Here is a 20,305-nt window from a genome sequence, read left to right as displayed (position 1 = left end):
AAGAACTCGTATAGGATTCTTCGGCTTGTTTGCTTTTATCTTGAATTATATGTTTATTTATGGTATAATAAACATATAAACGGAGGGATTTCATGAATTGTCCTAATATTGAAGAAAAGTTGAAAGTGTTCATAAGCTCTGCAATGGGTGATGAAGTACATACAGATTCAGAAGAAACATTTAAGTGGCTTGATTTTAGAGAAACAGTACAAAATGAACTTAATAAATGTCCTTATATTCAAGCTTTTACCATTGAGAATCGAACAAGTACCATGAGATCCAGTGATTTTATGGTAGCCAATGTTGATTCGTCAGATATTGTTGTTCTGTTGATTAAAAATGAATTTAGGAAAGGAACTGAAGTTGAATATACTCGTTGTCGAGAAACTAATAAGCCAATGTTAGTTTTTTTCTTTGGAGACGATACTGCAAAAGATGAGGTCATAAGCTTGCGTAAGGATCTAGAAAAGAGAGATTATTGCACGTATCGTAAAATGAATGATTTTACAAATGCAGAAAAGATTATAACTAACGCAGTAATCCAGGATGTCATTTTTTATTATCATTATAATCATCATTATACACCATTTTTGCAACCTATAGATATAGATGGTACTCCAATTGAAACTGAATCCGACTACGATTCATATATACCGACTAAAACTGTTTTGTCTCAGTTTAAGACAAGCTATAAATCTATATACAGCTATATTGGAATGTCAAATTTATCGCAAAAACAATCCGATATTCCTTTGTCTAATTTGCACACTGTAGGTGAACAAGCAATAAAATGGGTGCTTAACGGTGAGAGATTTTTATCATCTGATGTCAAATCAAAACTTGTAAGTTCAGTTGCTACAATCTACCCTAATGTAGAATGGTATTCAAAACGTCTGGATGCAATCGATTTCTTTATTCAAGGCGATATAGTTAAAGCTTATTATTCAGAGAAAGAAGCACTCAAGTTAGCCGAAGAAACCAAGGCTGCAGCTTGGATTGTAACAAATATTCTAATAGATTTACGTAATCTTCAAATGCTTTGTCCAAAGAATAAAATTGGACTGGAAGATGAGATTTACCAAAATAGACTTAATTCACTTAATACTATTGTTCACGTTCCTGTGCTTGACCGATATTTGGAAGACACATATGAAGCACTTTTAAACGAAGAAATAAAACGAAATACAGCTTCTTTTGGAACAACCTTTTTTGGAAGTAATCTTGATAATATCATTTCTGGTGTAGAAAACTATCTTTTCTCATCTCTCTTATACGGTTCATATACACATTTGGCTATTACTCGGAAGATATTTGCAACTATTTTCTATCGTACTGGCAAATTATATAATAGCTCCGAACTCCTATATACTGCAATAAAAATGTATCTTTTTGACGGGAAATATAAAGATTTTATACGCCTTAGCAATCTTGAATGGAATAATATCAGTAATATTTTTATTTTGAACGCTGATGGATTATGGCATCAAGCACATAATTTACAAGAAAGATCGAAAGAGGCGGTCTGCATAGGTGTATTATACAGGATAGGACTTTATCTCAGTGATAATTCGTTTACAGAAGCAGAACGTTACTTGTTAGAATTATCTGAGCATCTACCATGGAACATTTCAGATAATTATACGGATTGCATTATAAATAATTGTGAACGTCTAAGCAACGAGAATGTTGTAAAGATTCTTATTACTATTATAGGTAAGGATAAATACGCAACAGCAAATCACATAACTCGTCTAATAAGTTATCTTGATCTAGAATCTGTATCAAACAAAACATTAAAATCACTTTGCGAAGTCTTGAAGGAAAAACTGCCTGACATGGTGAGTAGAAATGGTGATCCACAATGTATAGCTGCATTAGTAAATGGTAATCCTGATGTCTTTTCTGAATTGGAAACACTACCTAATAATGGACTTTCTGGAGAACAAGCGCTGATTTATGCTCTCAACACAAATAAAGGCGATTGGTATGCTGTGTTACAATCGGAAATAGAAAGTGCCAGACAGCAATTTGAGGCCAATAATCAAAAAGGTATTTATCACGAATTTGGTGTAAATCCATACTACATAGTATCATGTGTGTTTGAAAATAATCCTTCATACGATATCATTAAATGCGTAACAGAAGAATTTTTCCCATTGTGTATAGATGTGCTTAATAGTAACTGTTCTTTTGATACAAAAGATCAATGTGCAGAATGTTTATGTACCGCTCTTGGTTACTATCATAAAAACGGCATTGATATTCCTTCTGCATTGATTGGTTGCATTCAAAACGTCTCCTTAGAAGATTCATCTGACTTCATAGTGACACATAGAAGTAACGAAGGTTTATGGTGTAGACTTATTATACTGAAAATACTTGTCGGAGTTCTGGAAAAACAAGTTTTGATTCAATGGTGTTTCTCATATAGTAAAAAAGATGCCAAAGAACGACGTGCCTTAGTACAATGCATAAAGACATATCTTCAATATTCGGTCGATGTTAGTTCAGATGTAGATGCATTAATCATATCTATCATATTTCAATGTTGTGAAGATCAAGATGTTTTCATTAGGACAATGGCTTGTGAATGTCTATGGTTTATTCTTGATTCACAATACGCTGGACAAGCAGAAGAAAAAATTTATGAAATGTCGATTGACCCAACTCCAGCTATACGAAGTAAGCTTCTATACATTTTCAAGGAGAATAATACGATTCATAAAGAGTTGATTAATAGAATTACACTACAATTAGTGAATGATGCAAACTATGTGATTAGAAAGCAAGCAAAGGATATACTTGAAACCAATCTTAAAATGTAAATATTATTCCTCTTGTTCCCTATGAAGCATAATTAAATCACACATACACCATATCCGCATACACCGCCTCTCTCGCACACAACCTAAACATATTCTCCAAACCTTGAGCTTTGCAGAGATCACCAACAGCAAGTGACTGCTGATATTCCTTATCGTCAGCTTTCCACTTTTCAACCTGTCTTTCCATAGCATTTTCCACTGCCTTATCAAGTTCAGTCAGATAACTCAGAATTTCGCCGTTATTTACAAGTTTTCTCAGTCTGTCCTTGCGGTACTCCGCAGAATAATGCAGGTGATACTTGATCTGCTCGGAACGGAATGCTGTTACTGTTGGCTCAGTATCAACTGTATTGTGTGTAACGGTAAGTGCATTGGTATCCAACACCCAGACCGACTTGTTTTTGCCGATCACCTGAACTTTGTCTTTGCTTCTAATAATCATAAAATTTTTCTCCTCATTCCAAATTCTTGCTTTTTATTGTGCTGTTGTATCTGAACTGCTGATAGTCGGAACTCAATCCACAAGCAGAGATAAAAGCCTTGACTTTTTTCAGTTCACGGGAAAGTTCTTCCTCACGGCTAATACGCTTTGATTCCGCTTTTAATTTATCACGGGAAAAATGACGCCTATCTTCTTCTTTCTTTTTGTAATCAGCCAGTTCCGAAGATACCGCATCAAGCCTTGCTTTCAACGCATTACGCTCCTGTATGGCTTCATCTCGTTCTCTGCAAAGCTTTTTCGTCTGTTTTTGTGAAATCACTTCTTTTTTGGCAAGTGCAGTTACATTTTCCCAATCTTCCTTGGAAACTGTGATTTTTCCACCGAAAACCGTTTTGCCTGTTACAACGCTGTCGATTTCTTTCAGCTTGACGTGCTTTTTGGCTGCCTTTTCAAGTGCTGCGTTGATTTCTTCTTTTTCAGTAATGATCTGAGCTTTTTCTTCTTCAAGCTGCCGGATTCTATCCTGATGCTTGCCGTATTCCTCGGTGGTGTAGCTGTACCCTCTGGACTTCTTCGGCTCTGAGATCTCGATACCATGAGCAGTACATATCTGATGCAGGACTTTCCATTCCGCTAACCGCCAACGGTTGATTGCATTTGCACCTTTGCCGTGTCCCATTTCTTCGAGAGCTTTCGCCATAGCATTTCGGGTATCTAAACCATTGCTGAAATGCCCCACTGGAATATAGTCGATGTGCAGATGAGGAGTTGCTTCATCAAGGTGCATCACAGCATTGAACACATAGAAATTCGGATTTCTTTCTGAAAAGCCCTCCATGTACTCCCGTAAACAGGCAACAGCAATCTCCGAATCGGGAGTACCGACACCTGTATCATCTTTTGTCCCGATCTGGACTAAGTCTTCATAGAAACTCTTTTGCTTATTTGTCCCAGTGATAACACATGCACTCGGTTCACGGCTGAACAGGTGATGAAAGTAGTCGGGGATACGGCGGTCATTTCGTTTCTGACGGGCATTGTATCTTTCTACTGCATCGCTGAAAAGAATATCATAAGCTTCACGCAAATTCTGATGCACAAATGTAATGTTGTCCGCTGTTCGGGAACTGTCGATATTTTTGGCAGCAAATGCACGGTTGTTGTGGGACAAGCTGCCCTTGCCCTGACACATTGAGATCGTCTTTTGACACATAGAAACACCCCCCTTCCTTTTTAAATTGACCCTCTGACGAGGGAATGCCCTATGGGCGAAACGGTTTGCAACGATACGGAGATCGGCAAACCGAACGGCTCGGAGAGCCGAGTTACCTGCGGAATGCCGCCGGTAACCCCAAAGCACTTTCGACAGCCTGATCGGACTATCAAAAATGCTATCGGGGCTCTGCGAGGCTTGAACGGCGGATAAACCGCCAACGCCGTGACGATGTGTGACGATGGTGACGATGATTACACCGCTCACAAAACATCGTCACGACCGTCACGGACTGACACGCCAACCACTTGAAATTTACTCTTTTGATAACAAAGAGAAGAAAATCATGCGTCCGCTGTGGTTACGCTTATTCGTGTATCGAATGCTATAATCATTCATCAATCTGCCTGCATTGACATTGAGTTTCAGCGAAACCACATTCGGCTTCATATCAAGTCCAAGCTTTTCTATCAATTCAGTCGCTGTACCCTGCCAGGTCGGATTTTCTTCTGTTACATGATTGGCAATACATTCCAGCAACGGTTCGGGAGGTTCTTTCCAAAGCTCTGTTTCTGCTTTTTCAAAATTCCAGCAGAGTTTTTCTTCATCACGAATAAGATGGATTTTCTGATCTTGCTGATCACGGCCTGAAATTTCAAGTGTTGCCTTATTGGAAGTCCTGTTTTCCTTGTAAAGCATAAATGCTCCGTCTGCACAGCCAAGTAACCCATTTGTTCCTGAGATCATGTCGAAGTTATCAGATGACTTTTGCTTTCTCGTATGATGAACTAACAGCAGACATATTCCCCAACTGTCAGAGAACTGTTTCAGCTGATTGATGATCTCGTAATCTTTGGCATAGCTGTAAGAATCACTGTCCACCTCACGGACTTTTTGAAGTGTATCAATAATCACAAGCGTTGTGTCAGGGTGTTCTCGGATAAAACCGCTCAGCTGATCGGTCAGACCATTTCCAAGCGGTTTGGACGATACGGAAAAGTACAAGTTTTCCGTACTGTCCGTTCCGAACATTCGGTACATTCGTTCCTGCAATCGTCTGTAATCATCTTCCAGTGCAAGGTAGAGAACCGTACCCTTTTTCACAGGATAGTCCCAAAGCGGAGTACCTGTGCTGACATGATAGGCAAGCTGTGCCATAAAGAAGCTTTTGCCGATCTTAGGTGAACCGACAAACAGATAAGTACCTTGATAGAGCAAGCCCTCAATAACAGGCGGTTTCTTGCTGTAAATATCCTGATACAGTTCCTGCATCGTGACTGTTTTCATGTATGACGGATCAATTTTCTTGAAAAATTCGTCAAAGGGGTTGAAATTTACATCACGATTTGATATACTATTAGTAGTTTGTTTTATGGATGACTGCTCCGTATCTACGCCAATAGATACGTTCGGAGCGGTCATTTCTTTTTCTTCTGACATCAGGATTCTCCTTTCATTCCATTTAATGTGGTGTTGATGAGTCGTATCGTTTCAAGAAGTTCATCACTTACAGAACTATTTTCTATTCTCTGCAATTCTGAAAGCACTTCCGCAAGCTGATTTTTCAGAGCTTTGTATACTCTCGGATTGCCCTGCACTACCACATCACGGCAGAGAAGCCTTTTTACGATGTAGTCCTGTTTGGTCAGTCCTGAAAGTGCCGCTGCTGAATTTATCAGCTTTTCTTCTTCGGGAGATACCCGAAATCCGATGGTTCTGGAACGAAATCTGCCTTTGCTGTCAAGGTTTTTCGCTGACATTTGCGTTATCTCCTTTCTTCAACTCACTGAGTTTATTCGCCATTTCCGCCTGTTTCGACGGAAACAGATGTGCATAGCGGTATGTGATCTCAATGCTCTCATGTCCCACACGATCTGCAATAGCAACAGCCGAAAACCCAAGTTCGATCAGAAGCGAAACATGGCTGTGACGCAGATCATGGATACGGATACGCTTCAAACCCGTTTCTTTTACCCCTCTGTCCATCTCATGATGCAGGTAGCTCTTGGTTATCATGAACATACGGTCATGTTCTCCGATACCGTAGAGCTGACCGATGAAGTCTTGCATCTCCTGAGAAAGAAAATCAGGCATCTTCACAACACGGTTGCTCCTGGCGGTTTTCGGATCGGTGATAATATCCTGCCCCTTGATACGCTGATAGGACTTTGTGATCGAGACCGTCTGCTTCTCAAAGTCGAAATCGGCAGGCGTGAGGGCGAGAAGTTCACCCTCACGGATACCGCACCAGTACAGCATTTCAAAGGCATAGAAAAAAACAGGCTTGTCCATCATCACTTCTGCGAACTGCTTGTATTCCTCCTGCGTCCAGAACAGCATCTCACGACTTTTTGCCTTGCCCATATTTCCTACTTTAGCAGCTGGATTGCTTGCCAGTCCGTAGAACTTCACTGCATAATTGAATATGGCACTGAGTTGGTTATGAAGTGTTTTCAGATATACGGGCGAATAAGACTTACCTGTTTTTGTAGAACCTTCAAGCATTTCGTTCTGCCACGCTATCACGTCTTTCGGCTGAATATCGCACATCTTTCTTTTCCCAAAGAATGGAATCAGTTTAGTACGAAGAATATGTTCTTTTGTGTGCCATGTGTTGTCCTTCAGACGCTTCTTCATGTCCTCGAAGTATATCTCCGAAAAGCTCTCAAAGGTCATATCAAGGCTGGATTCCGTCTTGTTCATCCGCTCACGCTCCCACGCCTGAGCTTCTTTCTTTGTGGAGAAACCACGCTTTTGTGTCTGTTTGCGTTCTCCACGGCTGTTGGTGTAGCGGTAGATCACACGCCACTTGCTGCCGTCCTTATAGACTGACATCGTATCACTTCCTTTCGCTGTCCTCGGCAGAACCGCCGTAGCAAGTCCTTTCGAGGAAGTATTGTTTGTTCACTCTGCCTGAGATCGTGATATATCCCTTGGCTTCAAGCTCCTTGTTGAGCTTCTGTACTATCTTATAAGCATAGGATTTAGATACATCAAGTTCCCTGGCAACATCTTCTACTCTCATAAAATTTTTATCTGTCATTTAGAGTATCTCCTTTCTCTAACTTAACTCTAAATCGTTAAGTTTTGATTTTATTATACTAAACGTATACCGTTATGTCAAGTATAAAATTACTAAACATTTTTATTTCTACTATCTTGACAAACACTAAGCATATATGTTATAATTAATTTGTGAAATATGGCGGCGCAGGCATATCCTGTGCTATGCTTTTTGAAAATGGAGGAGACAATATGGCGATTGGTGAAAGAATCAGGTTTATCAGAAACCTCAGAGGTATGACACAGAAGTTCTTAGGCTTGCAGGTCGGCTTCTCGGAACGGACTGCCGATATTCGTATGGCTCAGTATGAATCGGGGTCGAGAACACCCAAGGCTGACCTTGTAGAGCAGCTTGCCGACGCACTTGATGTATCGACCGAAGCTCTGAACGTCCCGAACATCGACAGCTACACAGGTCTTATGCACACGCTGTTTGCGTTAGAGGATTTATACGGCTTCAAGATCGACCGTCTGGACGGAGAAATCTGTATCCGCATCAACAGGCTGAACGGCTCGACCTTTGCAAAAATAACAGGTCTGCTCGAACCATGGGAGGAAATGGCTCAGAAATACCGTAATGGGGAGATCAGCCGTGAGGAGTACGACCAGTGGAGATATAGGTATCCGAGGTCGGAGGCAGAAAGAAATGAAAAAACTTTGTGTAATGCAAACGAATAACTTGGATATAGTGATATGAGGTGGAAAAATGGATGCAAATGCATTAGCTAAAACAATGATAGAGTATATAAAGTATGAGGAAGACATAGAAAATAAAAATGAATTATTAACCATTTTAAGATGTTCAATGTTGTTATTTGATAAAACCAGATCTTTTGCAACAAAAAGCTATCAATTCTGGGAAAATATTAACCTTCGAGTGCCTATTCCTATGCTAAAAGATGCTAGAAAATACAAAGATCAACTTGAAGAAATTGCAAGGAGTATTTATGTTGAGAGTGAGGAATATGACTTACATTCCTTTTTTATCAAACCTAAAGTAATTGATAACATCGAAAATGATACAGTTGAACATGATGTAGTTTTTGATGAAATAAAAGAAACCATTATTCAGGGTATAAGAGATGCAAAATATATTATCTGGGCTGCTGTTGCATGGATAACAGATAGAGAGATATTTAATGAGTTAGTTGCCAAAAAGGAAGCAGGAGTAAATATTAGAATCATTACATCCGATGAAGAATCAAATAAATGGCTGATTGATGAACTTGAAAAAGAATTTGATACTATTCGAGTTCCATGTTGGGGTAATAACAATCGAAATAGATTGCACGATAAATTCTGCATCATAGACTTTGAATATGTAATGCATGGTTCATATAATTGGAGTAAGAACGCTCAAAACAATGAAGAAACATTATCAACAGCAATTGACAGAGATTTTGTTAGGAAATTTTTAGACCAATTCATCAGCCTGTATAATGAATACAAATAACAAAAAGAGCTATCCGATTCAAATACGAATCAGATAGCTCTTATCTTTTCAGACAGAATATTTATAACTGTTGCCGATAATAGAGAAATGTTGCCAAATCGTTGCCATTCAGCTTATCCGCATCTTAAAAAGTACGGTATTAAGCCTTTTCAGGAAACGTTTGCATTATTCCCACTCGATAGTAGCCGGCGGCTTTGTGGTAACATCATACACAACCCTGTTGATGTTCTTTACCTCGTTTACTATCCTCGCCGAGCATACTTCCAACACTTCGTACGGTATGCGCGCGAAATCTGCTGTCATGAAGTCGGTCGTCGTTACCGCCCTCAGCGCAAGCGTGTAGTCGTAGGTGCGGAAATCGCCCATTACGCCTACCGAGCGGTTGTTCGTCAGCACCGCGAAATACTGACCTATGCTTCTGTCCAGACCCGCTTTCGCGATCTCCTCGCGGAATATCCAGTCTGCGTCCTGCAATATCGTCAGCTTTTCGTCAGTTATCTCGCCCATGATCCTTATCGCAAGTCCCGGGCCGGGGAACGGCTGACGCCATACCAGCGTGTCGGAAAGCCCCAGCTCTTCGCCCAGCTTTCTCGTTTCGTCCTTGAATAACATTCTCAGCGGCTCGATTATGTCCTTGAAATCTACATAGTCGGGCAGTCCGCCTACGTTGTGGTGCGATTTGATTGTCGCCGCGTCGCCCGAACCGGACTCGATAACGTCGGGGTATATCGTGCCCTGCGCTAAGAAATCTACCGCGCCGATCTTCTTCGCTTCCGCCTCAAATACGCGGATAAACTCCTCGCCGATCAGCTTGCGCTTGGTCTCGGGGTCGGATACGCCGTTCAGCTTCGCCATAAATCTGTCCTTTGCGTTCACGCGGACAAAGTTTACGTCCCAGTCGGCAAACGCCGCTTCTACCTCGTCGCCCTCGTTCTTGCGCATGAAGCCGTGGTCAACAAATATGCAGGTGAGCTGGCTGCCGACAGCTTTTGAGAGCAGCGCCGCGAGCACCGAGCTGTCCACACCGCCCGAAAGCGCCAGTAACACCTTGCCGTCGCCGACCTTCTCGCGTATCTCCTTGATAGCAGTTTCAGCGTAATTCGCCATTGTCCAGTCGCCCTTGCAGCCGCAGACGTTTTTAAGGAAGCTGTCGAGCATCGCAAGACCATTCTCGGTGTGGTTCACCTCGGGGTGGAACTGCACCGCGTAAAGCTTTTTCTCAGCGTTCGCCATAGCTGCGCATGGGCAGTTGGCAGTGTGAGCAGTGATCTTGAAGCCCTCGGGAATTTTCGCGATGTAGTCGGTATGGCTCATCCACGAGATCGCCTTTTCTGGCATATCCGCACCGAAAAGCACGCAGTCCTTATCATATATAGTTTCAGTTTTGCCGTATTCGGAAGTTATGCAGGTCTTAACCTCACCGCCTAAGGTATGCGCCATAAGCTGCGAGCCGTAGCAGATACCCAGCACGGGGATACCCAACTCAAAGAGTTCCTTATCAATAGCGGGCGCGCCCTCGCCGTAAACGCTCTGCGGGCCGCCTGTAAAGATTATGCCCTCGGGAGAAAGCTCTTTTATCTCGTCGATGGTTACATTTTTGTATGATTTTACCTCGCAGTAAACATTACATTCGCGCACGCGGCGAGCGATAAGCTGGTTATACTGACCGCCGAAGTCGATTATAAGCACATATTCGTGACCCTTTTGCCTCATTTTAACAACCAATCCTTTCAAAACCGCCAAAAGCGGGCTGATAAAAATACATAATTTATTATAACACAGAAATGGCGATAAAGCAAGTGATTTGGGGGAAAAATTTTGAGGAATCCTGCAACCCCCTGCTATTGACTTTTCCACCCCATCATGCTATAATTTTTTCATCAAAAGGGGGCGGCGAAATGGTGCGAAAATGCAGACCTGTGGCGGCTAAAGGCGCGCTGGCGGCGCTCGGCTGGCTTGTTGGATTGGCAAGTTTCCTCGTGCTGGGCAAAGTTTCCTTGCTCATGTTGACAGCTGTTTTCGCCGTAACGATCACGCTTCTCCGCCGCTCGGACAAGCTGCGCGCAGCTGTGATGATCGGCATTTTCGCGATCGTCGGCGGGCTGTACGCGATGCATTATCAGACAAATATTTACAGCAGACTTACCGCTTTCGACGGCAAGACCGCGCAGGTCAGCGGCGTTGTCACCGACCTTTCGTACAGCGAATACGGCACGAATGTCACCGTACGCGGCAGACTCGAGGGCACGCGTGGGCGGTTCACTTTTCTGCTTCCCGACTACGCGGGCGACCGCCATGACCTCGCACCGGGCGACGGCGTGAGCGTGACTGCGCGCATGAAAAAGCCGACCTCCACCGCCACTTTTGACGGCGAAAATTACAGCCGCTCGCTCGGCATCTACCTCACCGGCGGACAAGTTGAGAGCTGGCGGATCACGGAAAAGCGCCGCAGTCCTGCCACATTTTACACAAAATCTCTTCGCAGCGACCTCTCGGGCAAGCTCGCCGCCGCGTGTTCGCCATCTGCGGGCGGATTTCTGCGCGCCATGCTCTGCGCCGACCGCTCCGCCCTGCCCGCCGCCGAAAAAGCAGCCGTTTACCGCAGCGGATTAGGGCACATTTTCGCCGTTTCGGGCCTGCACGTTGTCATTCTCGCGATGTTTGTTAGCCTGCTGCTGCGCCCCCTGCCGCTAGTCCGTGCTCGCGCCGCCCTGCAAATCGCCTTTATCTGGAGTTTTGCGCTCTTCGCGGGCTTTTCACCGTCCGTCACGCGTGCCTGCATCATGACCAGCGTTTCGCTTACCGCGCCGCTTTTTCGCCGACGTTCCCACACCGTGACCTCGCTCGGGCTGGCGGCAATGCTGCTGACTCTCAACTGCCCATATGCGCTGACATCGGTTTCATTTCTTCTGTCATTTGCCGCAGCGTTCGCCGTCGGCGTGATCTCGCCAGCCGTCTGCAGGGATAATGTCAAAGACCCGAAGCTCAGAACCGTGATTTCATATATTTGCATAAACGTCACAACTCTGCCGCTCTGTGCGATCTTTTTCTCCGAGTTCTCGACAATCGGGATCATTGCGAACATAATTCTTCTCCCGATGTGCAGCATCGCTCTTGTAATTTCATTTATTTATATCATAACAGGCTGTAAACTGCACTTCGTTATCCGTGCGGCAGATGTGATCGTGCAGATAGTCATAAAAATGTGCCGCGTGTTCTCCGCAAAAAGCGTCTGCTATATCGGCACATCCAAGCATAAACTGCTTGTGATCGCAGGCGTTTTCATGCTCAGTATACTTATCTTTGCCGCTATCTCGAAACGGCGCAAACGCTTTTTCGCACTGCTGACAAGCGCTCTCTATCTGACGTTTTGCATTACGTCCGCGGCGCTCTCTAAGATCGGCGATAAGGATAAAATCGTTATAATACCCATCGACAAAGGCTACGCGGCAGTGCTTATCAGCGGCAATTGCGGTATGGTATTTGACATGAGTACGCGCGGTCGGGCGGCTTATTCCGTCAACTCAGTGCTGACCGAACACCATGTTTCAGATATTTACATATACTTGCACGATGAACCGATCTTCAACAAGATCAGCTACGAAAAACGTCTTTACGATAACGCGCAATACGTTGCGGGCGAGGGTGAATTTGACGTTAATATTTTTTCATTCGATGTGCTGAACAGCAGCGTGACAATGCAGTTTAGCGGGAGGGAGATATTCTTTTCAGACGAGCAGATAACGATCGGCAGCGAAAGATTTGACCCAAGCGGGTTCAGCAAGATCTCACAATTCATGGCATAAAAAATCGCTCCCACGGTCGGGAGCGATATTTTTTATCAGACTGCGGCGCGCTCTAGGTGCGGAAGCTCGCGGCGCTTGATACGGCGCGTGAAGAGCATGTAGTCCGCGATGACGATTGCGGCGCAGGCTATCCAGATCACGGGTTCGGAGATGCAGATGCCGAAATATCCCAGTTTCGGTGCAAAGACCGCGGCGGCGACTATCTTCAGCGCAAATTCCACCGCGCTGCCCGTCACGGGAACGAGCTTTCTGCCAACGCCCTGAAGGCTGCTGCGAAGCACGAGCAGGAAGCTGAGCACGAAGAAGAACGAGATGTTCCAAACGATGTATTTCGAGGCGGTCGCGATGACGGCGGGGTCGGAAGTGCCCGTTAGCGCGCGGATCATCGGGCGACGGAACAGCACCGCGACGATAACCGAGAAAGCGCTCCAGCCCAATGCTATGAAAATGCTGTATTTTATGCCTTTTTTTACGCGATCCATCTTACCCGCACCGAAATTCTGGCTCGCGAAAGTGGACGACGCCAGCGCTATCGTGCCGAGCGGCAGCATGAAAATGTCGTCGATCTTTCGCGCGGCGGTGTGCGCGGTGATGGTGCTCGTGCCGAACGAGTTGACCGCGCCCTGCAAAATTACCGAGCCGACAGAAACTATCGCGTACATCAGCCCCATCGACATACCCGTAGTGGCGAGGTCTGAAAGAAGCGGCTTATCGAGGGTGAGTTCGCGGCGGCTGAAAAGCAGCACGCGGCACTTTTTCACGACGTACCAAATGCAAAGCGCCACGGAAACGCCCTGCGAAATGACTGTGGCGTAAGCCGCGCCCGCAACGCCCATCTTGAACGCGCCGACAAAGAGAAAATCAAGCCCGATGTTTACAAATGTGGAAACTATAAGGAAGTAGAGCGGCGTTTTGCTGTTGCCGAGAGCGCGCATCATGCCCGCGAACATATTGTACGCGATGGTGACCGCCGAGAAGAGCATTATAACGCGCATATATTTTTCCGTGTCGCCGATTATCTCGGGCGGGGTCTTGAGCGAAGCCATCAGCGGTTGCAGGGCGATCAGGCTCGCGACGGTCAGCACGAACGCTATGCCTGCCGAAAGCAGGTAGGTCAGCGCAACCGATCTTTTCATGCCGCGCTCGTCGCCCGCACCGAAAAAGCGCGCGATAACTACCGCGAAACCGTTCGTCAATCCGCCCGCGAAGCCGATCATCAGTCCGTAGACGGGGGCTGCCGCACCGACTGCCGCAAGCGCGGTGTCGCCGAGAATGTTACCTATTATCGCTGTGTCAGCCACATTATATAATTGCTGAAATATATTGCCGATGAGTACAGGCACTGCGAACCATATCAGATTTCGCAGAATGCTGCCCTCGGTCATGTTGAGCGAAGCTGTTTTACTTTTCATACCTTTCACTTTCCTCCTGCGCCCTGCGCTTTAGTTGTCATTTTAAAAACCATCTTTTTGCGGTATTTATGATAGCAAAATCGACACGAAAAGTAAAGCACTTTTATTGTTTTTTCGTCACATCTATTGACGATATTTCTGAAATTTGTTATAATATTTTTGGGTGATTTTATGAAAGAAAATATTGAAAGACAGCTTGCATATCTGGAATTTGCAAACAGGGAAAACAGTTTTCGCCACCACCGTTACAGCGATGAAATGCTGCAATACGAGCTTATCCGCGACGGCGACCCGCGCGCAGAAGAAGAGGCGGAGCGCATGATACACTCCGCCGAAATGGGGCATCTCTCAGACGACCCGCTGAAAAATCTTCTGTATCTGCTGATATGCAACATCACGCTGGTAACGCGCTTTGCGATAAGCGGCGGCATGGAGGCGGAAAAAGCCTACAACGCCAGCGACCTCTACATCAGAAAATTTGACGGCGCGCGCACCACCGCCGAGCTTTACGCCCTGCACCGCGAGATGATCGCCTACTTCGTGAAAGCCGTCGCCGCCGCGAAAAAAGGGCGCATCTGCTCGCGGCAGATAGTCGGCGCGGTGGAGTACATCGGCACGCACCTGCACGAGCGGATAACCGCCGCCGCGCTTGCGAAAACCGCGGGGCTGAACGTTTCGTACTTTTCGACGCTTTTCAAGCGCGAGGTCGGCATGAGCGTTACTGAATATGTCATTTCAAAGCGCATGGAAGCGGCGGAAAATATGCTGCTATACTCCGACTACACGCTGACGGACATTTCCGACATTTTATGCTTTTCCAGCTACAGCCATTTTGCACGCACGTTCCGAAAATACTACGGCGAAAGCCCGAAGCAGTACCGCAGCGAGCATTTCCGCGCAAACGGCATGAAGTAGCGTCAATATTTTCTTTGCAGCACCGCGAAAACCGCCGAGTAGACGACCAACATTCCGCAAAAAACGAGGGATACGCACATCGCAAGCTCTTCACGTCCCATGAATTTCAGCACCAGCACGGCGGCCGCCGAACCGAGCGCCGAGATGTGGAACGCCCATGCGCGGGCGCGGATCGCGATGAAAGAAACTCGCTCGTCCTTTTGGCTGACGTCCATCTGCTTCGCAAGGCTGGGATCTCTGCGGTACTTTACACCGTTGATAAGCCGCACCAATCCGACCGCCGCGATGCCGCCGCCGAAACCCGACCAGAACGAATCAAGTGTGCCGATACAGCTGAGCACTATCAATACTATTCCTGCCGCTAATATAAATGTGTACCATATCATCTTTCTTTTGCTATACATATCTCATTCCTCCTCAAAAATAAATACGTCCTCGATCCTCAGCCCAAAAGCCTGAGCAATATTGTGAGCCAGCATGATAGAGGGGTTGTACCTGCCGTTTTCGAGCGAGATTATCGTCTGGCGGGTAACGCCGAGCCGCTCGGCAAGCGCCTGCTGAGTCATTTTGTTCTCCCTGCGCAGGTCAGCTATTCTGTTTTTCAAGCCATGCACCTCCCGAAATGTAAAGCTTGCTTTACAATATCATTATAGCACCTGTCCGAAAAAATGTCAAGCTTACTTTACATTTTTAGATGTAAAGTATTCGTGAATGAGAATGTTTACAAAAGATAATATTATTGCACATCTGTACGATAGATGGTGACTGTCAAACCGTTATCGGTAGTTTCGATCATTGAGCGCAGAGGAACTTGCTCGAGAAAAGCAAGCGTGCGGCTGTCGGTAACGATAAACGGCATGCAGTTATCCGCTGCCGTACCGCTGTTTTCTATGAAAATGCGGCACTTTTCGCCCTCGCAGTCCTCGCCCTCAAGCATATAGCGCGCCGAAAGCTGCGCGCCGCCGCGGGTTATCCGCTGGCTGTCTACACCTGTGCCGATAATATCGCCGCTGAAATACGGGCCAAAAGCCTTGCCGCCGAAAGGCACCATCACTACAGCGCACTTACCGCCCATGACATTATACGGTGCGCCGCAAACGATCTTGATCGTCATGATGAGCGATCTTTTTGAAAATTCCATAATTATCCCACTCCCCACAAGCACCGCCGATCAAGTCATTTGACTCTTGACAAAACAGCGGTGCGTATAGTATAATTATATATGAAAACACTGCAAATTGCAAGGCATATCAGACCGAAATGAAAAATTTCATAAATCGACCGAAAGTTGATAAATATATAATTGGAGGAAAATTATGAGAACAATACAGATCAAGAAGATCGCGCTGCTGCTGACGGCGGGCGCAATGCTGACGGCTGCGGGCTGCACATCTAGCGATGACAGCTCTGCGGAAAAGACATCATCGGCGGCTGAGAGCACGTCGCAGGATACGGAAAGTGCTTCGGAAGCCACGAGCAGCGGCGAATTTAAGGTAGACGGCACAAAGCTGCTTGACGCGAACGGCAACGAATTTATCATGCGCGGAATAAACCACCCGCACTCGTGGTACGCCGACCTTGATGGAACGGCATTCCCCGCGATAGCAGGCACGGGCGCGAACTGCATAAGAATAGTGTGCTCCGACGGCGGACAGTACAGCAAAGACAGCCTTGAAACGCTGGAAAAGCTGATACAGCTCAGCATCGACAACGACATGATCGCGGTGCTGGAAGTACACGACGCGACGGGCAGCGACAACGTTAGCGACATCAGCGCGGCGGCGGACTACTGGGTTGAGATGAAGGACGCGCTCATCGGCAACGAGCAGTACGTTATCCTAAACATCGCGAACGAGTGGGTAGGAAGCTGGAACGCGGACGTATGGGAAGAGGGCTACACCACGGTGATACCGAAGCTGAGGGAAGCGGGTATCAAGAACACAATAATGGTCGATTCGGCGGGCTGGGGACAGTTTGGCGACTGCATAGCGCAGAGCGGAAAAGCCGTTTTCGACTCAGACCCCGAAGGCAACACGATGTTTTCGGTGCATATGTACGGCACGGCGGGCAAGAACGCGGAGACCATCGAGAAAAATCTGACGAACGCGACCGATCAGGGGCTATGCGTATGCGTGGGAGAATTTGGCTACACGCACACGGACGGCGACGTTGACGAAGCGTACATAATGGAATACTGCGAGAAAAACGGCATCGGCTACATGGGTTGGAGCTGGAAAGGCAACAGCGGCGGGGTAGAGTACCTCGACATAGCGAACGAATGGGACGGCTCGGTGCTCTCTCCCGACTGGGGCGAGGTGCTGGTGAACGGCGAGAACGGCATTAAAAAGACCGCTAAGAAGTGCAGTGTGTTTGGGTAAAAATGCGTTGTGTGGAGGACAAGTTGAGTTACAGGCTTACCCGCACATAAAAATTCTATAACAAAAAGACAGCCGTTCCTTGGTGCGGGTTATTCGCATGGGGGAACGGCTTATTTTGTTTGGTTTTAACAACGGGAAATTTTTATGACCGCTGCTTGTCACCTATGACCCAGCCACCCCGATCTATCGCATTTATTATATCATAAAAAGCCAAGTTTTCAATAGTAAAACAAAAAACTCGCACCCATTTTAGAGTACGAGTTTGGATCGATATGTCTTGCTGAGACCAAATGGATGCATACTTCAAAAGTATTATTTTAAGCTCTTTGCCATATCAGTTTCATATATATATTGGTCTCTTTTCAAGTTCATTTTATCACATAGAGAAATTATGAAAAATAAATATGTAAAAGGCTGTACTCAGTTGTACAGCCAACATCTTAAAAGTCATCATATAAAGCTGACACAAAATTCAATAATATATCAACCGTTTGTTCCAACAGATAATCATATAATTCTTCAGTGGTTGAAATAAGAAAAAACTCGATTACACCGTCAGCCCGTGGAATTCCAAAGAAAAGTTCTCCGTTCTCATCACGCTTGTAAAGAAAATCACGAATAATGCTGTAACGGTCGAGCATAACGACCTCCAACATTTTTATTAAATCCTGCTGATAATCACAGCCTGCAAGCAATTCTGATTTTGAATTTTCATCAAAAAAGATGCCCGATATCGGACATCTGCACATCGCCTTGCTTTCTTCAATTACCTCGCTGATAGTGTCTATCATTGTAACAAAAGTATTTTTAGAAATCACAAATTATTCCTCCCGATCAATATTCATTGAACTCATTTATCATTCTACGGTATTCTTTTTCTTCGCTGTCAATATAGTCTTTTGCGAACTGTTCAGCCTCAGATAAGCTGTTTTCAAAAATCTCAAAATCTACCGCCGCCGAAAAAACATCAATTTCAAGCTTTTCGGCCTCATCTGCAAAAACTTCTATAGTAAAGCCGTTACAGCAAATATCATTTCCGTCCTTATCCTCCCGATGCAAATCAGTATCGGGGGTTATTTTCACATAAAATCCTTTGTATCTCATTACGCTGAACCTCCTAAAATTTCATCTGCATATCGTCGTCAAGATCGTAATCTTCATCAAAATCCTCATCGAATTCATCATTCACGTAATACTCAAGCTGCTGAGAATTTTCAAGAGCAGTTTGAAGATATTTCTCGTCCAGACCGTTTTCTCTGTACCCTTGCAAAATCGTATTGTAATACATCTGACTTGGAGGAGAAAGCTCCCCATAATTCATCAGATAAGCCATACCCGTACAAGCTTTTCCATCCAGTTCGAAGGACATTTTTTCCTGCCTGTAAAGTCTCGGATAGCCCTCATAGCGGTTTAAAGTTGGCAAATCTCTGTTGTCAAGCTCCCATATCAGAACTGGAACGCTTGCCCCCTTATTCGGAACGATCGTTGCAACGCCTCTGAACTCCAATTCATAATCTTTGATCTCCGATATCCCGACAACCTTTGAATGGGGACACCGATATTTCATCTGCTCCAAATTTATGTTACTGCCGTAAGCAATATATAACTGTTTATTTTTCATTCTCTACCTCCAATCACATTGACATTTCCATGCCCATTTCTTCATCTTCCTCGTACTCCACAAAATCGCCGCATTCGCTTTCTGTCGGCTCTGAATTTTCATCGGGTACATTTTCGTTTAACTCCTGAACCTCGCTTACAGGCTCGACACGCTGCTCACGGGCGGCGATACGCTCTTGTTTTAATCGTTCTCGCTGAGTAATGGCGTCCTCTTGATGAAGCCACGCTATATTGCCCTCAAGATGAGAAAGCAAGTGCTTTCTACAGTTTTTGAATTCTTGCCCATTCAGACCTATTCGAATAAGCCACGTTCTGAAAGTGTAGCGAGGATTCTCACTCTGAGTCACACGAGGACTTGCAGATTTCTGAGTCAGAGCCTGATTGCTGACTGCAAGAACAAGAGAAATATATGCCCTGAGTACGCCTGCGTTCAGACAACTATTGAAGGCTCTCACCTCGATATTGTTGTCGGTAAACACAGGGTGTAAGTTTAGGCATCGATACCGTGACGAATCATAATGTGGGTGGTATTCACGGTCATCGCCGTACCACAGTCTTTTTATAGTCTGCAAATCCGTCGGCTTTCTTCGGTTGAGTTCTTCAAGAAAACGCTTGTCAACCTTTCTGCAATAATGCTGCTCACGCTCTGACTTTACCTGTAAAGCCTGATAGAGCATATCTTCTTTGCTTGCAAAAATATTTACAAGATTACGAAGCGTTCGTGCATCATATGGCTCAAAATCAATGTGAATATGGATTCCCGTTGACTCGTTGCAAATGCCTCCGCTTCGCCGAATAGAACGAACCACTTCCTGAAGCGTCGCCATATCCTCATATTCCAGAATCGGAGTTACAAGTTCGACAGAGTGAAGTTTAGAAGCCGGATTTCCGTTCTTATTCGTACATCTGATACTTGCGTCGGACATAATTTTCCAACGCCTTCCCTGACTGTCATAAACGTCGTATCTGTCGTAACTGCCACCGAAATGCTCCGGTGAACCGCCTATGACCTTTGCGACCGCCTTTGCCGCTGCCGATCTTGTTAAGCCTGTACACTCTATTTCCACACCGAACTTTTGCGTTTTGATACCGTCAAAATTCTTTGACATTTTATCTCACCTCGCTCCCAACAAAAACAGCTTGCAGATTTCTCCGCAAGCCGTAAATTTTAATCGTTA

General features: G+C 45.2%; 22 protein-coding genes. 7 read left to right on the top strand and 15 right to left on the bottom strand.

Going from position 1 to position 20,305, the window contains the following annotated elements; all coding sequences use genetic code 11:
• Positions 1–92: 92 nt before the first annotated feature.
• Entirely contained in the window at positions 93–2,825 is a 2,733-nt protein-coding gene (locus LI114_RS05370; protein ID WP_227219781.1) for a hypothetical protein, read from the top strand.
• Between the two features lie 37 nt (positions 2,826–2,862).
• Here the strand turns inward: LI114_RS05370 and LI114_RS05365 are convergent, their stop codons facing one another.
• Both LI114_RS05365 and LI114_RS05360 read right to left on the bottom strand, forming a co-directional pair.
• Positions 2,863–3,267 carry a hypothetical protein gene (locus tag LI114_RS05365; protein ID WP_227219780.1) on the bottom strand — a complete coding sequence of 135 codons (405 nt, stop codon included), beginning with the start codon at positions 3,265–3,267 and terminating at the stop codon, positions 2,863–2,865.
• Positions 3,268–3,280: 13 nt separating this feature from the next.
• Positions 3,281–4,480, bottom strand: coding sequence for a plasmid recombination protein (locus tag LI114_RS05360; RefSeq protein WP_227219779.1), 1,200 nt, complete (start codon positions 4,478–4,480; stop codon positions 3,281–3,283).
• A gap of 51 nt (positions 4,481–4,531) precedes the next feature.
• Between LI114_RS05360 and LI114_RS05355 the strand changes: the two genes are divergently transcribed.
• Positions 4,532–4,693 (top strand): hypothetical protein, encoded by a 162-nt coding sequence (locus tag LI114_RS05355; RefSeq protein ID WP_227219778.1) that lies wholly within the window; start codon positions 4,532–4,534, stop codon positions 4,691–4,693.
• Positions 4,694–4,795: 102 nt separating this feature from the next.
• Here LI114_RS05355 and LI114_RS05350 read toward each other — a convergent pair whose 3' ends face one another.
• From LI114_RS05350 to LI114_RS05335, 4 genes are read right to left on the bottom strand one after another with little or no spacing between them, the layout of a single operon-like run.
• Positions 4,796–5,920, bottom strand: coding sequence for an AAA family ATPase (locus LI114_RS05350; RefSeq protein ID WP_227219777.1), 1,125 nt, complete (start codon positions 5,918–5,920; stop codon positions 4,796–4,798).
• A complete protein-coding gene (locus LI114_RS05345; protein WP_227219776.1) occupies positions 5,920–6,240 on the bottom strand; it encodes a plasmid mobilization protein in 321 nt (106 codons plus the stop codon). The genes LI114_RS05350 and LI114_RS05345 overlap by 1 nt, the downstream gene beginning before the upstream one ends.
• A complete protein-coding gene (locus LI114_RS05340; RefSeq protein ID WP_227219775.1) occupies positions 6,221–7,315 on the bottom strand; it encodes a site-specific integrase in 1,095 nt (364 codons plus the stop codon). The genes LI114_RS05345 and LI114_RS05340 overlap by 20 nt, the downstream gene beginning before the upstream one ends.
• A gap of 4 nt (positions 7,316–7,319) precedes the next feature.
• Positions 7,320–7,523: a MarR family transcriptional regulator gene (locus LI114_RS05335; RefSeq protein WP_178183713.1), complete on the bottom strand. Its 204-nt coding sequence runs from the start codon at positions 7,521–7,523 to the stop codon at positions 7,320–7,322.
• A 212-nt stretch (positions 7,524–7,735) separates the two neighbouring features.
• Here LI114_RS05335 and LI114_RS05330 point away from each other — a divergent pair, with 212 nt between their 5' ends.
• On the top strand, positions 7,736–8,221 hold the full coding sequence (locus LI114_RS05330; RefSeq protein WP_227219774.1) for a helix-turn-helix domain-containing protein: 486 nt from the start codon (positions 7,736–7,738) through the stop codon (positions 8,219–8,221).
• 28 nt (positions 8,222–8,249) lie between these two features.
• Positions 8,250–8,996, top strand: a complete 747-nt coding sequence (locus LI114_RS05325) for a phospholipase D-like domain-containing protein (protein ID WP_227219773.1) — start codon at positions 8,250–8,252, stop codon at positions 8,994–8,996.
• A gap of 165 nt (positions 8,997–9,161) precedes the next feature.
• Here the strand turns inward: LI114_RS05325 and guaA are convergent, their stop codons facing one another.
• Positions 9,162–10,709: a glutamine-hydrolyzing GMP synthase gene (gene guaA / locus LI114_RS05320; protein WP_022127995.1), complete on the bottom strand. Its 1,548-nt coding sequence runs from the start codon at positions 10,707–10,709 to the stop codon at positions 9,162–9,164.
• Between the two features lie 185 nt (positions 10,710–10,894).
• Between guaA and LI114_RS05315 the strand changes: the two genes are divergently transcribed.
• Positions 10,895–12,802: a ComEC/Rec2 family competence protein gene (locus LI114_RS05315; RefSeq protein WP_227219772.1), complete on the top strand. Its 1,908-nt coding sequence runs from the start codon at positions 10,895–10,897 to the stop codon at positions 12,800–12,802.
• 35 nt (positions 12,803–12,837) lie between these two features.
• On the opposite strand, the gene LI114_RS05310 is transcribed toward LI114_RS05315, so the two are convergent.
• Positions 12,838–14,214 carry an MATE family efflux transporter gene (locus LI114_RS05310; protein WP_227219771.1) on the bottom strand — a complete coding sequence of 459 codons (1,377 nt, stop codon included), beginning with the start codon at positions 14,212–14,214 and terminating at the stop codon, positions 12,838–12,840.
• Between the two features lie 171 nt (positions 14,215–14,385).
• Between LI114_RS05310 and LI114_RS05305 the strand changes: the two genes are divergently transcribed.
• Positions 14,386–15,129 carry a helix-turn-helix domain-containing protein gene (locus LI114_RS05305; protein ID WP_227219770.1) on the top strand — a complete coding sequence of 248 codons (744 nt, stop codon included), beginning with the start codon at positions 14,386–14,388 and terminating at the stop codon, positions 15,127–15,129.
• Positions 15,130–15,131: 2 nt separating this feature from the next.
• On the opposite strand, the gene LI114_RS05300 is transcribed toward LI114_RS05305, so the two are convergent.
• From LI114_RS05300 to LI114_RS05290, 3 genes are all read right to left on the bottom strand, one after another.
• Positions 15,132–15,533 carry a hypothetical protein gene (locus tag LI114_RS05300; RefSeq protein ID WP_227219769.1) on the bottom strand — a complete coding sequence of 134 codons (402 nt, stop codon included), beginning with the start codon at positions 15,531–15,533 and terminating at the stop codon, positions 15,132–15,134.
• A 3-nt stretch (positions 15,534–15,536) separates the two neighbouring features.
• A complete protein-coding gene (locus LI114_RS05295; protein ID WP_227219768.1) occupies positions 15,537–15,734 on the bottom strand; it encodes a helix-turn-helix transcriptional regulator in 198 nt (65 codons plus the stop codon).
• Between the two features lie 131 nt (positions 15,735–15,865).
• Positions 15,866–16,270, bottom strand: a complete 405-nt coding sequence (locus tag LI114_RS05290) for a DUF3237 family protein (protein WP_227219767.1) — start codon at positions 16,268–16,270, stop codon at positions 15,866–15,868.
• A 175-nt stretch (positions 16,271–16,445) separates the two neighbouring features.
• Here LI114_RS05290 and LI114_RS05285 point away from each other — a divergent pair, with 175 nt between their 5' ends.
• A complete protein-coding gene (locus LI114_RS05285) occupies positions 16,446–17,507 on the top strand; it encodes a glycoside hydrolase family 5 protein (protein WP_227219766.1) in 1,062 nt (353 codons plus the stop codon).
• A gap of 440 nt (positions 17,508–17,947) precedes the next feature.
• Here the strand turns inward: LI114_RS05285 and LI114_RS05280 are convergent, their stop codons facing one another.
• Genes LI114_RS05280 through LI114_RS05265 form a run of 4 tightly spaced genes read right to left on the bottom strand, consistent with a single transcriptional unit; the run spans position 17,948 to position 20,236 of the window.
• Entirely contained in the window at positions 17,948–18,325 is a 378-nt protein-coding gene (locus tag LI114_RS05280; protein ID WP_117905761.1) for a hypothetical protein, read from the bottom strand.
• Positions 18,326–18,341: 16 nt separating this feature from the next.
• Positions 18,342–18,611: a hypothetical protein gene (locus LI114_RS05275; protein WP_177443210.1), complete on the bottom strand. Its 270-nt coding sequence runs from the start codon at positions 18,609–18,611 to the stop codon at positions 18,342–18,344.
• A gap of 13 nt (positions 18,612–18,624) precedes the next feature.
• On the bottom strand, positions 18,625–19,128 hold the full coding sequence (locus tag LI114_RS05270; protein ID WP_227219765.1) for a gamma-glutamylcyclotransferase family protein: 504 nt from the start codon (positions 19,126–19,128) through the stop codon (positions 18,625–18,627).
• A gap of 13 nt (positions 19,129–19,141) precedes the next feature.
• Positions 19,142–20,236, bottom strand: coding sequence for an amidoligase family protein (locus tag LI114_RS05265; RefSeq protein WP_117958162.1), 1,095 nt, complete (start codon positions 20,234–20,236; stop codon positions 19,142–19,144).
• Between the last annotated feature and the right edge of the window lie 69 nt (positions 20,237–20,305).

Source organism: Ruminococcus sp. 210702-SL.1.03, from assembly GCF_020559915.1.
In the GTDB taxonomy this organism is placed as follows: Bacteria; Bacillota; Clostridia; order Oscillospirales; family Ruminococcaceae; genus YE71.
Note: the sequence above shows the minus strand (reverse complement) of the source record. Positions and strands in the feature narration are given on the sequence as shown.

Coding starts and splice junctions, on each gene's coding strand:
- LI114_RS05350 (WP_227219777.1), bottom strand. CDS start 5,920: ATGTCAGAAGAAAAAGAAATGACCGCTCCGAACGTATCTATTGGCGTA.
- LI114_RS05290 (WP_227219767.1), bottom strand. CDS start 16,270: ATGGAATTTTCAAAAAGATCGCTCATCATGACGATCAAGATCGTTTGC.
- LI114_RS05370 (WP_227219781.1), top strand. CDS start 93: ATGAATTGTCCTAATATTGAAGAAAAGTTGAAAGTGTTCATAAGCTCT.
- LI114_RS05270 (WP_227219765.1), bottom strand. CDS start 19,128: ATGAAAAATAAACAGTTATATATTGCTTACGGCAGTAACATAAATTTG.
- LI114_RS05285 (WP_227219766.1), top strand. CDS start 16,446: ATGAGAACAATACAGATCAAGAAGATCGCGCTGCTGCTGACGGCGGGC.
- LI114_RS05330 (WP_227219774.1), top strand. CDS start 7,736: ATGGCGATTGGTGAAAGAATCAGGTTTATCAGAAACCTCAGAGGTATG.
- LI114_RS05345 (WP_227219776.1), bottom strand. CDS start 6,240: ATGTCAGCGAAAAACCTTGACAGCAAAGGCAGATTTCGTTCCAGAACC.
- LI114_RS05275 (WP_177443210.1), bottom strand. CDS start 18,611: ATGAGATACAAAGGATTTTATGTGAAAATAACCCCCGATACTGATTTG.
- LI114_RS05305 (WP_227219770.1), top strand. CDS start 14,386: ATGAAAGAAAATATTGAAAGACAGCTTGCATATCTGGAATTTGCAAAC.
- guaA (WP_022127995.1), bottom strand. CDS start 10,709: ATGAGGCAAAAGGGTCACGAATATGTGCTTATAATCGACTTCGGCGGT.
- LI114_RS05265 (WP_117958162.1), bottom strand. CDS start 20,236: ATGTCAAAGAATTTTGACGGTATCAAAACGCAAAAGTTCGGTGTGGAA.
- LI114_RS05335 (WP_178183713.1), bottom strand. CDS start 7,523: ATGACAGATAAAAATTTTATGAGAGTAGAAGATGTTGCCAGGGAACTT.
- LI114_RS05340 (WP_227219775.1), bottom strand. CDS start 7,315: ATGTCAGTCTATAAGGACGGCAGCAAGTGGCGTGTGATCTACCGCTAC.
- LI114_RS05300 (WP_227219769.1), bottom strand. CDS start 15,533: ATGTATAGCAAAAGAAAGATGATATGGTACACATTTATATTAGCGGCA.
- LI114_RS05325 (WP_227219773.1), top strand. CDS start 8,250: ATGGATGCAAATGCATTAGCTAAAACAATGATAGAGTATATAAAGTAT.
- LI114_RS05365 (WP_227219780.1), bottom strand. CDS start 3,267: ATGATTATTAGAAGCAAAGACAAAGTTCAGGTGATCGGCAAAAACAAG.
- LI114_RS05315 (WP_227219772.1), top strand. CDS start 10,895: ATGGTGCGAAAATGCAGACCTGTGGCGGCTAAAGGCGCGCTGGCGGCG.
- LI114_RS05360 (WP_227219779.1), bottom strand. CDS start 4,480: ATGTGTCAAAAGACGATCTCAATGTGTCAGGGCAAGGGCAGCTTGTCC.
- LI114_RS05310 (WP_227219771.1), bottom strand. CDS start 14,214: ATGAAAAGTAAAACAGCTTCGCTCAACATGACCGAGGGCAGCATTCTG.
- LI114_RS05355 (WP_227219778.1), top strand. CDS start 4,532: ATGGGCGAAACGGTTTGCAACGATACGGAGATCGGCAAACCGAACGGC.